The 13337-nt window shown below is 72.9% G+C and carries 12 protein-coding genes and 2 pseudogenes; 8 read left to right on the forward strand and 6 right to left on the reverse strand.

The window, feature by feature from the left end:
- Positions 1–372: 372 nt before the first annotated feature.
- Positions 373–645 (forward strand): annotated as a pseudogene (locus tag OG556_RS33855) (barstar family protein); the annotation flags it as partial.
- 179 nt (positions 646–824) lie between these two features.
- Here OG556_RS33855 and OG556_RS33860 read toward each other — a convergent pair.
- Positions 825–1241, reverse strand: coding sequence for a RidA family protein (locus OG556_RS33860; protein ID WP_331742829.1), 417 nt, complete (start codon positions 1239–1241; stop codon positions 825–827).
- Between the two features lie 47 nt (positions 1242–1288).
- Positions 1289–1795 (reverse strand): cupin domain-containing protein, encoded by a 507-nt coding sequence (locus OG556_RS33865; protein WP_331742831.1) that lies wholly within the window; start codon positions 1793–1795, stop codon positions 1289–1291.
- Between the two features lie 87 nt (positions 1796–1882).
- Between OG556_RS33865 and OG556_RS33870 the strand changes: the two genes are divergently transcribed.
- Positions 1883–2386 (forward strand): MarR family transcriptional regulator, encoded by a 504-nt coding sequence (locus OG556_RS33870; protein WP_331742833.1) that lies wholly within the window; start codon positions 1883–1885, stop codon positions 2384–2386.
- Between the two features lie 646 nt (positions 2387–3032).
- Here OG556_RS33870 and OG556_RS33875 read toward each other — a convergent pair.
- Positions 3033–3431: pseudogene (locus OG556_RS33875) on the reverse strand (Imm21 family immunity protein); the annotation flags it as partial.
- 1087 nt (positions 3432–4518) lie between these two features.
- On the opposite strand from OG556_RS33875, the gene OG556_RS33880 reads away from it, so the two are divergent.
- From OG556_RS33880 to OG556_RS33895, 4 genes are all read left to right on the forward strand, one after another.
- Positions 4519–4869, forward strand: a complete 351-nt coding sequence (locus tag OG556_RS33880; protein ID WP_331742835.1) for a beta/gamma crystallin domain-containing protein — start codon at positions 4519–4521, stop codon at positions 4867–4869.
- A gap of 557 nt (positions 4870–5426) precedes the next feature.
- Positions 5427–6182: an alpha/beta hydrolase gene (locus OG556_RS33885; protein WP_331742837.1), complete on the forward strand. Its 756-nt coding sequence runs from the start codon at positions 5427–5429 to the stop codon at positions 6180–6182.
- Positions 6175–6633 carry a winged helix DNA-binding protein gene (locus OG556_RS33890; RefSeq protein ID WP_331742839.1) on the forward strand — a complete coding sequence of 153 codons (459 nt, stop codon included), beginning with the start codon at positions 6175–6177 and terminating at the stop codon, positions 6631–6633. The genes OG556_RS33885 and OG556_RS33890 overlap by 8 nt, the downstream gene beginning before the upstream one ends.
- 106 nt (positions 6634–6739) lie before the next feature.
- Positions 6740–6931 (forward strand): hypothetical protein, encoded by a 192-nt coding sequence (locus OG556_RS33895; protein WP_331742841.1) that lies wholly within the window; start codon positions 6740–6742, stop codon positions 6929–6931.
- 46 nt (positions 6932–6977) lie between these two features.
- Here OG556_RS33895 and OG556_RS33900 read toward each other — a convergent pair whose 3' ends face one another.
- The 3 genes from OG556_RS33900 to OG556_RS33910 all read right to left on the reverse strand — a co-directional run bounded on the left by OG556_RS33900 (position 6978) and on the right by OG556_RS33910 (position 9760).
- On the reverse strand, positions 6978–7271 hold the full coding sequence (locus OG556_RS33900; RefSeq protein ID WP_331742843.1) for a hypothetical protein: 294 nt from the start codon (positions 7269–7271) through the stop codon (positions 6978–6980).
- A gap of 558 nt (positions 7272–7829) precedes the next feature.
- Positions 7830–8159 (reverse strand): hypothetical protein, encoded by a 330-nt coding sequence (locus OG556_RS33905; RefSeq protein ID WP_371523061.1) that lies wholly within the window; start codon positions 8157–8159, stop codon positions 7830–7832.
- Positions 8160–9088: 929 nt separating this feature from the next.
- Entirely contained in the window at positions 9089–9760 is a 672-nt protein-coding gene (locus OG556_RS33910) for a hypothetical protein (RefSeq protein ID WP_371523062.1), read from the reverse strand.
- A 152-nt stretch (positions 9761–9912) separates the two neighbouring features.
- Here OG556_RS33910 and OG556_RS33915 point away from each other — a divergent pair, with 152 nt between their 5' ends.
- Together OG556_RS33915 and OG556_RS33920 are read left to right on the forward strand one after the other, a co-directional pair.
- Positions 9913–10491: a hypothetical protein gene (locus OG556_RS33915; protein WP_331742848.1), complete on the forward strand. Its 579-nt coding sequence runs from the start codon at positions 9913–9915 to the stop codon at positions 10489–10491.
- Positions 10492–11124: 633 nt separating this feature from the next.
- Complete coding sequence (locus OG556_RS33920; RefSeq protein ID WP_331742851.1) at positions 11125–12603, forward strand: insulinase family protein; 1479 nt, start codon at positions 11125–11127, stop codon at positions 12601–12603.
- Positions 12604–13337: the final 734 nt, after the last annotated feature.

The following is a 13337-nucleotide window of genomic DNA, read 5'->3' on the forward strand; positions in this document are numbered from 1 at the left end:
CAGGGCGGTCACCGATGGCAGACCAGACCAGCGGACAAGCCCCCCGGTCCCAGGGGAGAAAGCATGCCGGGACAGGCCGCGCGGCCGCCGCGGAACAGTCAGGACGGGGTTGGTTCAGGGGCTCGGGCGGGTTGCGTCCGGTGGCCGTGTGGAGGAAGCGCAGGGAGATGGCGAGGCCGGCGGTCACGGCGTCGAGGTCCTGGCGCAGGAAGCCGGCGAACGAGCGGACCGGTGCGGGGGCGTCCTGCTCGGCCTGGCGGATCCGCTGCGGCAGCATGCCGCCGCGCCGGTTGACCAGCAGGCCGCGGAAGCATCCGGGATCCTCGTCAACCCGGTCTGCGGCGGCCTGGGAGTCGTCGTGCAGCAGTCGGCGTGCGTCTGTGGGCGACGGCGTCCGCCCCCACCGGGTGCGCGGCGAACTCCGCCGGACCAGAGACGAGTTGTTCCACGAGAGGGGCCAGAGCCCTGTCGTTCCCGGCCTGCTTCGGTCACCACTGGGACGCCTTCGAGGAACGCCTCACCGGCACCCGCCACCCGTCCCGGCGGCCGGACCCGGCCGGGCTGCCGATCCTGGTGAGCGGGGCCGAGGCCGTCCTCGTCGACGAGCCGGTCCGCGAGCCGACGGCCCTGCTCCGGATCCTCGACGCGGCCGCCGCCGGCGAGGGCCCGTTCCTGCGGGTGCCGTTCCTCGGCGACGGCCCCGGCGCCGTGGGACGACGGCTGTGCGCGGCGGCCCGGGCCGTGTGGGCGGTCCGCGCCGGATCGAACGGCGATAGTACGGCGAGGGGTCCCACCGGCCGGTGGGACCCCTGCGCGCGGGTGGGTCAGCCCGCCGCCGCCGTCGGCCGGACGGCTACCGCGTCGATCTCGAAGAGCATCCCCGGCAGGGCGAGCGAGGCGACCCCGCTGAGCGTCTGCGCGGGCAGCCGGTCGCCCCAGGCCCCGGCCAGGGTCTTGCCGAGGACGGCCAGCTTCTGCGGGTCGTGGTCGACGACGTACGAGCCGAGCCGGACCACGTGCTCGAAGCCGAGGCCGACCCCGGCGAGCGCGGTGCGCAGGTTGGCGAGGGCGAGCTCCACCTGGGCGGCGAAGTCGCCGGGCACGACCTGACCGCCGGCGTCGGAGGCGTACTGGCCGCCGATGAACACCGGTTCGCCGGGCGCGGAGGCGGCGTGGCTGTAGCCGAACGGCGTCGGGTCGTGCAGGCCGGGCGGGTTGGTGATGGTGCGGGTGTCGGTCACGGGGTTCCCTGAGAATGGTTGGCGGGCCGGACTCGGTGCCGGGCGGCCTACGGCTCGGACCGGGCGGCTTCCTCCCGGGCGTCGCGCCAACTCGGCGACTCCAGGAAGTGGTTGTCGAAGAGGTCCTGCTTGGCGAGCAGTTCCTCGGCCGTCGCCTCGCCCGCGCGGATCCGTTCCAGCAGGCGGAAGTAGTCGAAGCGCTCCACCCCGGGGGTGATCACGATCAGCAGGTCCGCTCCGGAGTCCGGCGCCGCCGCGAAGGCGTGCGGCAGATGGGGCGGCACCACCACGAGGTCGCCGCTGCGGGCGGTGACCACCTCGTTCCCGACCAGCACCTGGGCCGAGCCGTCGACGACGAAGAACAGCTCCGAGGAGCCCCCGTGGTAGTGCGGAGTGGCGCCGTCCTTGCCGCGCCCCAGCGTGACGCGCAGGGTGCTCAGGGCGCCGCCGGTGGCGCTGGAGTCCGCCAGCAGCCGCCCCTTGCCGCCGAGCATTTCGACGGTCTCGGCTTCGTCGCCCCGTACCACCACGGCTTCCGGTCCGATCAGCGTCATTGGCCTCTCCCCTACAGCGAGCACTCCGATAGTTCCCTGGCTGATAGTACTACGTCTAACTATCTCCCATCGAATAATATTGCCCCCATGGATCACGTGGACGTCATGCTCGACCAGTGGAGCCGGGAGCACCCGGACCTCGACCTGGCGGCGGTCGGCACCGTCGGCCGCCTCGGCCGCCTCGCGCTGCTCGCGGGCCGGGTCATCGAAGAGGTGTTCAAGCAACACGGCCTCCAGCGCGGCGAGTTCGACGTTCTCGCCACCCTGCGCCGCTCCGGAGCGCCGTACGAACTGATGCCCTCCGAACTCGCCGCACTCCTGCTGATGTCACGGGCCGGCATGACCAGCCGGATCGACCGGCTGGAATCGGCGGGCCTGGTGGAACGCCGCACCGACCCGGCCGACCGGCGCAGCGTCCGCATCGCCCTCACCGCCACCGGACGCGCCCTCGTGGACGCCGCCTTCACCGACCACGCGGCCAACGAGACCGCGCTGCTCTCCGCCCTCTCGAACGAGGAACAGGCCACCCTGGACGGGCTCCTGCGCAAACTGCTCGCCGACGTCGAGGGCACGCAGAACCCGACGCCCTGACGCCCCCGCCCGACACCCCCGCCCGGGGTCCGGCCACCCGCGACCGCTGCGCAACGCCGTCGGCCGCCGTACACGGGGAACACGTACCCCGGCCGACACCCGGCGCGGCGTGCCGTCCGTGACGACCACCGCACCTTGACGCACTCCGCTTCCGCCACGGCCGTCGGCCCGGCCCGGCGCGGCGCCTGCGCCCGTTCCGCCACGGCCACAGCCGCGGCGGTGGCCGTCGGCCAAGCGGCGATCGGGTCACCCAGCCGGCAACACGGCCGGCACCCTCCCACCGAGCATCACCAGCGAGGCGGGCCCGACCGTGGCGCCGACGCCCGGCGCCGAGCCCGGCAGCACGATGCCGGGCGGGCCGACGGTCCAACCCACCGACGCCCTCGGCGACCGCGCGGGCCCAGTCGAACCTGTCCCGGCTCCGCGGTTCGGCGATCCGCGACAGCGACGCGAACCGGACACCGCGGCCGGGGCCGGCGCGGACCGGGTCGCGGGCCATCAGCTCGTGCGGCGTGCGGTGGAGGCCGGGTTCCGCCTCCAGAGGGGTGACGACCGCCCGGCCGGCCGCGAGCGGCACCGCCCCGGCGCCGGCACCGGCCCCGGACTCCAGGGCCTCACGTCTCCGCACAGGGCCCCGGGCGGCCGCTCACCGTAGCAGCAGGCGCTCCAGATGGAACCGCGCCCGCCTGTCGGGCTCGGCCTTCAGCGACTGGACCAGGTAGCGCCCGGGCGGGAGCTCGACGGTCAGGTACCCGCCGCGTTCGAGGACGGCCTGGCCGTCGTCGAAGACGTCCGTGAGCAGGTACCGCCCGGCGGTCAGGTCAAGGAACGGCCCGTCCTCCCACACCCCCGACCGCAGCGCCTCGCGCACCAGCGGCCTGACGTCGTGCGCGCAGTCGAAGTGGAGCGGCCTGACAAACACCCACTCCTCGGCCAGCCACCCGACCAGCAGCGGCTCCCCGCCCAACACCAGCACGTCCCCATGCCCGGGCACCGGGCAGGCGGCCGCGTAGTCCGCGGCCGCCTCCAACAAGCCCTCGTCGCAACCCGTCCACCCCCCCGGCGGCCACCTCGGGACACAGCACGAACAGCCCCGGGCCGGTCCCGTCCAGCCACCCCTGCCCCACGGTCAACATACGGGGATCCTCGCACGTCAGAGGGCACTGACGGTCCGCGGGCAGGCAAGCCACACAACCCGCGCGCACCAGGCGATCGCCCACGGTCCGCGCGCGCGGGCGCAGCGCGGCGAGCGGGCCCGTACACGCGACGGCCCGCCCCCGCCTTCCCGGAGAAGCAGGCCGTGCAGGCGCTCCCGCCCGCACGCCCGGGACGGCGCCGCCCCGGCCGGTGCCCGGCACTTCCGGCAGCGGGGCAACACCGGCGGCCGAAGTGGCTCGGCCCCGCAGGCCGCCCCCATCCGCCTCGCGGATCACGTCGTCGGCGAAACCGGAGCCGTAGAACTGGGCCGCGTCCGGTGGTCGACGCCCGACTCGACCGCGCGGATCACATCGACGCGGGACGCTTACCCGGCCGGCGCGAACAAAGGACGCCCGGCCCGGGCGGCGGCCGTGTCGGGCGCGACGGCCAACGAACCGTCAGGCTTCTCGCCCGCGGCCCTCTCGCCCACGCCCTCCGCCAGGACGAGGCCAGCGCCGGCGACGGCGGCGGCGTCGAGCAGGTACTCGCGATACGCCGCCGGTGTCCTCGGGCGGTCCGGCGCAGCGGCAGCGGGCCGCCCGGGTCGAGGCCGGAAGCGTGGCGGCGCCGAGGCGTTCGACGGCGGTGGGGCACCGCAGGGTGCGAGCGTCCGGGCGGGTGGTCGTGCGGGCGGGTCCTCCCTTTCATCCGGTGCCAGCGGGACCGGCTCCGGTGGCCGGACAGGAGAGCAGGCCTCCGACACACGACCCGCACCCCGCACCCCGCGCCCCGCGCCGGGGGACCGGCCCGGCCCTGACGGCCATACAGGTCCGTGTGACAGGTGCGGAATTCGGCTCAGCAAAGTCCCGCAAAAGTCCCGGGAAATGGAATGATGTCCGAAAATCGTTACACCAGGTTGCGACCTGAACACCTCTTGTTAGTGTCCCTTCAGTTCGACTCGCATGCCCCACCTCACACACCAGGGAGTCTGCGTCATGCTGAAGCGACGAATCGCCGTGGCCGCAGGAGTCGCCATGATGGCTCTGGCCGTCGGCACCGTGCCCGCCCACGCGACCAACGAAGTCAACTTCGCCGAATGCCTGTTCGCCAGCGACTACTTCGCCATCGGCATCACCAACGACAACGGCACCGGTTTCAGGAGGTGCTTCGCGAACGCCGGCGACATCTGGATCGACCAGCGGTCGGTCACGAGTTTCAGCAGCGGCAACAACGCCGGGTACTTCGAGTACGAGCCCGGCGACGGCTCCCTCTACCGCCACACCTTCGGCAAGAACCAGGCCATCACCAAGAACTACGGCACCATCACCACACTCCACATCAACTGAACCCACCAGCCGGTCACAGGAACCCGTGGCCCCTGTGACCGGCCCCCACCGGGCAGGCGGTGTGGCACACGCGGCAACGCAGGACCACGAGCCAGGCCACGAACGACGCCGCCCACCGGCCCCGGCCACGGCCGACGCGCCCAACGCTCCCCCGATGGCGCTCCCCTCTGGAACTGACTGACAGTCAATTCCACCGGCTCCATCGAGAGAAGACCACCGTCCCAGCGCCGCCGTCCGCGCCACGATCACGCCCCGGCACCCCCGCGGCCGACCGAACGATGCGGCCGACGGGCCGGGCCCGGTGCCGGACACCCGAGACCCCATCGAACGGGCAGTACCGCGCGAGCAACCAACCGAGCCGCGACGGTGATCGCGGCGACGGCACCGAAGAACGCTGGCTCGACGCCTTCCCACCGGCCCGCGGCCTGCTGACCGCCTTCCGAGCGCCGGGGCGGCTCGCACCGCTGCCCGAGGCCGGGCGAGTCCAGGGAATACAGGCCAGAAATGAGACCCGGATCACATGTGTCACGACACACGTGTCATGTAATGTGTCCGATATGAGCACTTCAGAGAAGAATCCGACCCTCGTCTTCATCCCTTGCTTCTCCGGCGCCCCGTGGGGCGCCGAGCAACTGGCCCTCTACGGCGAGGCACCCAAACGGACGCTGCGCCTACCCGAGGGCGTCGACGACATCGAGCGCTACGCAGACCACGTCGAGAGCACGATCGCGGACCTGGACGACTACGTGCTGGTCGGCGACTCCTTCGGCGCGAACATCGCCCTCGCACTGGCGACCCGCCGCCCGCCCGGCCTGCGCGCCCTCGTCGTGTCCGGCGGCTTCGCGGCCAACCCGGTCGACTCGAAGCCGTGGAAGGCCCTGATGCAGGCGATCGGCAGCGCCCGCGGGCCGCTCTACCGGCAGCTGACGCTGCGCGCCCACGCCCACCGCCTCACCTCCCCGTTCGACGGCGAGGGCCAGGTGCCCTGGACCAGGGCGCGCAGCCGCGAACTGTTCCTCGCCAACACCCCCGCCGCCTCCTTCGGCGCCCGCCTGCGGGCCGTCCTCACCGCCGACTACGTCGACGCGCTGGGCCGGGTCCAGGTCCCGACCCTGATCCTGACCCCCTTCCACGACGTGCTGATCGGCGAGAGCGCCTCCAAGGTCATGCTCGCGGGCATCCCCGACGCCCGGGAGGTCGTGCTGGCGCGCACCGGCCACATGTTCCGCTTCTCCCACCCGGCCACCTACGCCGCCTCGGTCAACGACTTCCTCGCCACCGTGCCGACCACCCGGCGGAACGCCGATGCGTAAGGCCGAACACCTGCGGTTCGCGATCCTGGCGGCCCAGCGCGAGGGCAACCGACTGCTGATCCAGGCCCTCAAACCGCACGGCATCACCCCGTCGCAGGCCGAGGTGCTGCGCCTGCTCCAGCAGCACGGCACCTTGAGCCTCAACGGGCTCGGGCAGCTCCTGGTGTGCGAGAACGGCACCAACCCCAGCCGGCTGGTCGAACGCGTCGTCGCGGCCGGGCTGGTCGAACGCCGCACCGACGCCGCGGACCGCCGCTACCTCCAGCTCAGCCTCACCCCCGAGGGCGAACACCTGGCCACCGCCGTCGCCGGGATCGAGGACTCCCTCTACGCCGCGATGGACGCCGCCTGCCAGGGCCTGGACACCGACGCGATGCTCACGTTCCTGCACAACTTCATCGACTCCCTGCCCTCGGGCGAAGCCCTCAACAGACGCCTCGCCCTCGACTGACACCCCGCCCCCGGGCCGACACCACGGCCCGAACGGGACCGCACAGCCGCACGGGACCGGCAACCTGCCGCCAGCCCGCCCACTCCCGCGCCCGGCCGAGGAGCACTTGCGCATCACCGCGGCCGCCGACCGCGCTTGGCAGGCCACTGTCCTCGCCTGGCCCGACGCCGAAGGCCGGCTGCGCCCGGTCTGGATGAGCCTGCCGCTTCCGTCCGGGCTGCGGCGTGAGCTCGCGCCGCTGTCCGGCCTTCTTGTCGGCACCACCAAGAAGTGGCGTCGCCGCGCAGCCAGCGACTGAAACGCCCACCTCGAAGCACGCGCCGGTGGCTGGTCGCGGACCCGTGTCAGGCCCGGCCGCCCTTGCGGCCGGGCCGGGCAGGAACCACCTGGATCCATGGCCGGTGGGTGCCGTCGGTGCTCCAGGTGAACTTCATCCAGTACTGGTGACCAAGGGAATTCTCCAGCATGCCGATGAGCACCGGGTCGGCCCCGTTGGCGGCGAGGGATCTGAGGATGTCGTAGTCGACGTAAAACTCCGTGTCCCTGTCATTCGCGAGGTGGTCGTTGAGGAACTGGAGTTGTTCGTTGGAGATGTCGCCGATCTTGCTGTCGTTGTCGAAGCGGTGCAGCTGAGGCATGGTTCGGGAGTTCTCCAATCCAGTCGGGTTGTGGTGATGCCGCCCGCGAAGGTTCGTCAGCGATGCTGGCAGCTTCACCCCGGACCTCTACGAGTCGGGGACTCACTGCCCGTTCGATCACCCCACCGCGGCCATCTCCTCGCGAGGCAGCATGGCGTTGGGTTCTGGACCGAGCCCCTGAACCACTCACGCCACACCTCCACCATCCCAAAGCCGCTGTCGTCTCGTCAGCGGGCCGCCCCCGGGCGGGCAGGCCCAACCGCCGAGGCCCGTCGACGCCCTTCCCCCCGACCGCGGGCCAGGCCGCCACCGTGGTGGAGGGCGCGGATGCCGTCGTGGCCGGACCAGCGCAGCCCCATCGAGCCGCGTACCAGCGGGGAGTCGAGGACCGGACAAGCCCGGGTCGCGGTCGGCGGACGCGGGGCGGCTGCCGTACAGGCCCGGCTCCAGCGACTCGGTCGCGGCGGCGAGGTCAGGGGCCGGGGCGGGTGGTGTCGGCCATCGCGTGGCGCAGCCGTCTCCCCGCCGGACACCGGTGGGCCCGGGCCCGGCGAGTCCTCACGCCACCTGGTCGGCGTCCGGATCGCGAGTGCACAGGTGCGCGGCCGGGCAAGCCGGGCAGCCACGGACGCCGACCAGGTCCGCGACCGCGTCGAAAAGCCCCCGGGCACGCTCGACCGATCCAACACCCTCGAACGCCGCGTACTCCTCCGCAGTGCCGACCGTGCCCGACGAGAGGTGGGACCGCAGGTACCCCAGTGCGCCGAACTTCTCCGCGCCGAGGACCTGTGGGTCACCGGGGACGCAGGTCCGGGGCACCAGATCGCCGGCGGCGTCACCGCCGAACAGCCATGGGTCGCCGGGCTTCGCGGGCCTGCCGACGACCACGCGCAGCACGGTGTCGTCGCCGCCGTCCGACTCGACCAGCAGCGCGCCAGCGGCGTGCAGTTCGTGCAGGAGGGCCCGCCGACGTCATTCTGCACCCGGCCACGGGCCAGGCCGGCACCGGGGCGGAGGGTACGGATGCCGTCATGGCCGGACCAGCGCAGCCCCATCGAGCCGCGCACCGGCGGGGAGCCGAACACCGGACAGCCCAGCCCTGGCCGCGGCCGGCGGGCGCGGGGCGCCTGCCGTACAGGCCCGGCTCCAACCACCCGGGCGTCGGCGGCAGGAACCGGGTCAGGGCGGGCGGGATGCCGGCCATCACGCGGTGAACCCGTCCCCCCCCGGACACCGGTGGGCCCGGGCCCACCGGTGTCCGGAACCCGGCCCGGGCCCGTGCCCGCCCCGAGGCTCAGCCCACGGACCGGTGAGCCCGGGCCCCGAAAGACGGCCGATCCTCGTCCGGGCAGGCCCGGCCCTGTGTGCCTGGTCCGTGGAACGCCAGCGCCGGCAGTGGTGCGGGCGCGGCGAAGCCCGGGTCCCCTCAAAGGGATCACCGGAATGGCCGAGGCTCAGCGACGCGCCGGCCTCGACGCTGGAACGGGAGCCGGACAGCGGCCCGCCGGTTCACGGCTGGGTCGACCGGCGGTGGACGCTCGCACGGACCAGCACACCGACCGGGCACGCCCGCCACTGTCACTGCCCATACCGGCCACACGCGCTCGAGGGGCGGCCCCGGGAAAACCGCCCCTGACGGGCACCGAAGCGCCGCACTCGCCGTGCAGCCTTCCGATCAGGCAGAACGTCGAAATCCTGCGGGAGTACGACCGAGGCGCACCACCGGCCCCAGCACAGGACGCCGGAGAGCACCCGCGCGGCCGCGGGAGCCGCCCCCGCCGGCAACTCGCCCGCTGGCAGGCCGTGGTGCGGCCGTCTCACACGGCCAGCCGACGCGCCTCCGTCAGCATCGCGCGTCCGGCCCGCCATTCGCGCCACCCCGTCGGCACCAGGCCGATCAGACAGCAAACGACCACGATGCCACCCGCGACGGACACCTGGGTGACCGACTCCTCGGCCGGCACCGCCCGCGTCGGATCCCCCGGCGCGTAGCGGACCTCGACCACCGAACCGAGCGCCACCATCCCCGCCAGCCGGTTCCCCTCATAGGTACGGCCCTCGACCGTCCAGCGGCCCCCGCAGTGCGGGTTCCGGCTCAACTCGTTGCAGCTCGTGATGGTGGCCGTCGTCCGGGTGTCCATCGCCACGTTGTCGCGCACCTGGCGCACCACCGTCGCGGAGCCGCACAGCGCCAGCAGCACGAGCACGAACGTCATCGCGCCCCACGCGGTACCCGGCGCCACCGGCCGACCCGACACCTCGGCCATCCCAGCAGCCGCACCGCTGTTGCGCACCGTCAGATAGCCGCCGCACAGCACCGGCAGCATCACCGCGACGATCACGCTGACCACCAGATACGGCTTCCCGGAGAGGGCCACACCGATCAGCTCGACCCCCGCCGCGACCAGATAGCCGGCACCCAGCAGCACGCTCTGCCGGTGCCAGCGAAGAACCCGCCGCGCCGCCCCGTCATCCCCCCGCATGATCATGGCCCGACCGTAGCACTCGCCCTCACCGCCCCCCTCCGCCGGTCCTGTTGACGCCTCCGGACCCTGTCGTCGAGCGCCGGGACGCCCGTTTCGCACAGCCGTCCCCGAAAGCCACTTCACGCGGCGGGAGATCGGGACGTAGTCTGCGGGCCGTGAACGAATTGATCTTCCGAGGGAAGGACCTGTACGGACACGCGAAGTACACCCGTCTCGCGATGCTCGGTGCCCTGCTGGTCGTCCAGGTCGCGTTCGGCGCCTACCGGCTCGGCGCCGTGGCCACCTACTGGATGGTGGGCGCAACCCTCGCGGTCGCCGCCCCCTTGGCCCTGATGGTCCAACGGAGTTGGAGCCGGGTGGGAGCCGACGGCGTCACCGTCTGCTGGGGCCTGGGGCGCGGCCGCACCCACTCCTGGCAGGACATCAGCTGGGTCGACGTCCGCGAGACCAAAAGCCGCCAGTACGGAAACTCGCGCGCGGCCCGGATATTCCTCGCCGACGGCCGACGGCGCTCACTGCCCGGCCTCCAAGACAGCGCCACCTACCCGAGGCCCGACTTCGACGCGGACGTCCAACGGGTCCTCAACTGGTGGGAGCACAGCACCCACCAGGACACGCGGATCCAGCCCGCACGGAAACTGCGGGACCGCCTCTCCCCCACCGTCATCGGAGTCCTCGCCGGAATCGTCATCGCGGTGGCGGGCTTCGTCGTCATCGCCACCCAACAGCACTGACAGGCCAGGTACGGCCAGATGCGGCCGGGAACGGCCGGGTACCGGTACAGCCGGGTACAGCCGGGAACGGCCAGGAACCGGGTACAGCCAGGAACAGCCGGGTACAGCCGGACGCCTGCGTGACCGCACCCGGCACGCGCGCCGCCCCAAAGACGGACCCGGGATTCCCGGCATCGGCACTTCGGAGCGGTCGGCGTGATCGCGCGGCCGGCCGTCGGCCGTCTCCGCGTCACGCCGCGGTGCGCGCCATGTCGACCCACCCGATGTCCTGCCAGGAGTGGGTACGGCCGCGCCCCAGGTCCCAGCAGACGGTGACCCCGGCGGCTGGGGCGGGTCGGGGTCACGCGGAGGTTCGGCAGCGCACCCGGGAGGGCCCGGGTCGGCTGTCGCACCGGCGGCAGAACGCCCCCTTGGGGGGCAGTCCCTCCTCCGAGGGCCCGCCCGCAAGGGGGGAAGTCACGGGATGTCCCCCGGACGCGCCCCCAGGCCCCCGCACCGCGCGCCCGGCGCGGCGGCCCCCGCCTGGACGGCAGAACAGCACCGCCCGCCGGGCGGGAACAAGGGCAACGCACGGCATTTGGCGGCGCAATGAAAAGGTAAAGAACGTCACCCGTATGGCCGTATGATCAAGCCGTGAATCACGAGGTCATCGATGGGGTCCCCGTCCTGTGGGCGCACGCGCCCGGCCCGCTGGAGGCCGCCCTGGTCTTCGGGTGCGGGGCCCGGGACGAGTCGTTCCGCACCCTGGGGGTGACCCACCTGGTGGAGCATCTCGCGATGGGCACGCTGCCCCGCCTGCACCACGAGCACAACGCCTCGGTGGGCCTGACCGCGACCGAATTCACCTGCTCCGGACGGCCCGAGCAGGTGGTCGACTTCCTGGACCTGGTGTGCCGGGCACTGAGCGCGCTGCCGCTGGAGCGGATCGAACAGGAAGCGGGAGTCCTGGCCGCCGAGGGCGGCCGGGCAGCCGACCCGGTCACCGGCGAACTGCTCTCGCACCGCTACGGCGTGCAGGGCGTCGGCCTGGCCGCCTACACGGGCCCGGGCCCGGACCGGATCCCGCTCGAGGCGGTCCGGGAGACACTCGCCCGCCACTTCCACACCGGCAACGCCGTGCTGGTGCTGACCGGCCCGCCGCCGACCGGACTGCACCTGCCGCTGCCCACCGGACAGCGCCCGCAGCGCGACGCCACCCAGCCCGTGCTCCACCCGAACGCCTCCTGGTACCAGGAGAACGTACCCAGCCCCGGCCTCGCCCTGCACGGCGACCTCGACGACGACGCGCTGTTCCTCGCCGTCGAAGTACTGTCCAACCGACTGCGTGAGACCGTCCGCCACCAGCACGGCCTCTCCTACGACATCGGCCGCGACAGCGTGTTCGTCGGCCCCGGCCAAGGCGAGCGCACCCTCGTCCTGGACGCCCGCGAAGGCCAGGAGCAGCGGGTCGCCGAGCTGCTCTGGGCCGAGACGGTGCGCCTGGCCCGCGACGGCATGTCCCAGGAGGAACTGGCCGAGGAACTGGCCGCCGCCCGCGAGGCCCTCCAGGACCCGCGGTCGACCCCCTTCGAACTGCGCGAGGCGGCAGCCGAGATGCTGTTCGGCGGCGAGTACCGGGACGCCGCCACCCGGCTCGACAGCCTGACGCGGGTGACCCCCGACCAGGCCCGGCAGGCGCTCGCCGGAGCCCTGCACACCGCACTGCTGGTGGTCCCCTGCGGAACCGAACCGGACGTGCGACAGCCGGACGGCACCCCACTCCCGAAGTACTCCTGCGACACCGACCGACAACTACCCACCCACGCACGGACGTTCCGCCCGCCGCTGCTCGCCCGACTGTTCTCCGCCAACGCCCGCCGGATACGCCTGGCCGTCGACGACTCGGGACTGTGGATGCACCAGCCCGACGGCACACTCTGCCACGTCCGCTACGACGAGGTGGTAGGCGTGGAGGTCGACGGCGACAACCGGGTGGTCCTCGGCCGCAACACCTGCTACATCCCTCTCCTGTCCGACCTGTTCCCCGACGCCGCCCCGGCCGTGGCCGCCATCGACGCGGCCGTCCCCGAATCACTGCGCTACCCGACATCAGCACTCCGACCAACCGACTGACGAACCGGCAACCCGACGAACTGACGAACTGACGAACTGAGAGACCGTCACAACAGGCCCCGGCGAACGGGCCCGGCGACCGACACAGCTGCGGCAGACACCGCCCGGCCGAGAGGCAGCCACCACAGACAGCGGGGCGGGAGCAGCACGATGGCCTCCTCGCTGGGGCCGGCCGCCACGGACGAGACGACGTCGCCCAGGAGCGCGCGCCCGTCTCGGCTGCCGCCACACCGCGGTGGACGCCATCCGGCCGGAGCCCGATCACCGCTTCGGCCGCACGGCGCGCGGCAGGCCGGGCGTCGTACGCCAGTTGCAGATCGCGGCCTGCCCACTGGCAGCCCCGAGAGCCCGTCGTGACACCAAGCCGCCCGTCCCGTTGGTGACAGGGCGACGCCATTGCGCGGGGTGCCCCACACCAGAACGACGGTGATCACCGGCGCGGGGCCAGGACGACTCCCCCGGACGAACGCCGTGCCGACAGGGTTCGCGGTAGAGGCACCGCATCCGGACCGGCCCGTACCACGCTGACGCTCCACCGCACACAACCGGACGGACGACAACCGGCCTACTCACAGGACTGTCCGGAGCCCGGCCGGCCTCGGCGCGGACAACCCCGGATCCCGCCCTTTCCCCTCCGCTGTCCGCGGCCGCCTCGGGTTGTCCGCCACTTACCTGGGCCTTCGCTCCCTCTTGTAGACGGACAATCACCGCGGATCCCACGCTGGAGCTTCCAC

Source organism: Kitasatospora sp. NBC_01300 (assembly GCF_041435235.1).
Lineage (GTDB): Bacteria > Actinomycetota > Actinomycetes > Streptomycetales > Streptomycetaceae > Kitasatospora.

Excerpts from the sequence above, each read along its gene's own strand:
- OG556_RS33865 (WP_331742831.1), bottom strand. The coding sequence starts at position 1,795 with ATGACGCTGATCGGACCGGAAGCCGTGGTGGTACGGGGCGACGAAGCC.
- OG556_RS33870 (WP_331742833.1), top strand. The coding sequence starts at position 1,883 with ATGGATCACGTGGACGTCATGCTCGACCAGTGGAGCCGGGAGCACCCG.
- OG556_RS33880 (WP_331742835.1), top strand. The coding sequence starts at position 4,519 with ATGCTGAAGCGACGAATCGCCGTGGCCGCAGGAGTCGCCATGATGGCT.
- OG556_RS33885 (WP_331742837.1), top strand. The coding sequence starts at position 5,427 with ATGAGCACTTCAGAGAAGAATCCGACCCTCGTCTTCATCCCTTGCTTC.
- OG556_RS33890 (WP_331742839.1), top strand. The coding sequence starts at position 6,175 with ATGCGTAAGGCCGAACACCTGCGGTTCGCGATCCTGGCGGCCCAGCGC.
- OG556_RS33900 (WP_331742843.1), bottom strand. The coding sequence starts at position 7,271 with ATGCCTCAGCTGCACCGCTTCGACAACGACAGCAAGATCGGCGACATC.
- OG556_RS33910 (WP_371523062.1), bottom strand. The coding sequence starts at position 9,760 with ATGATCATGCGGGGGGATGACGGGGCGGCGCGGCGGGTTCTTCGCTGG.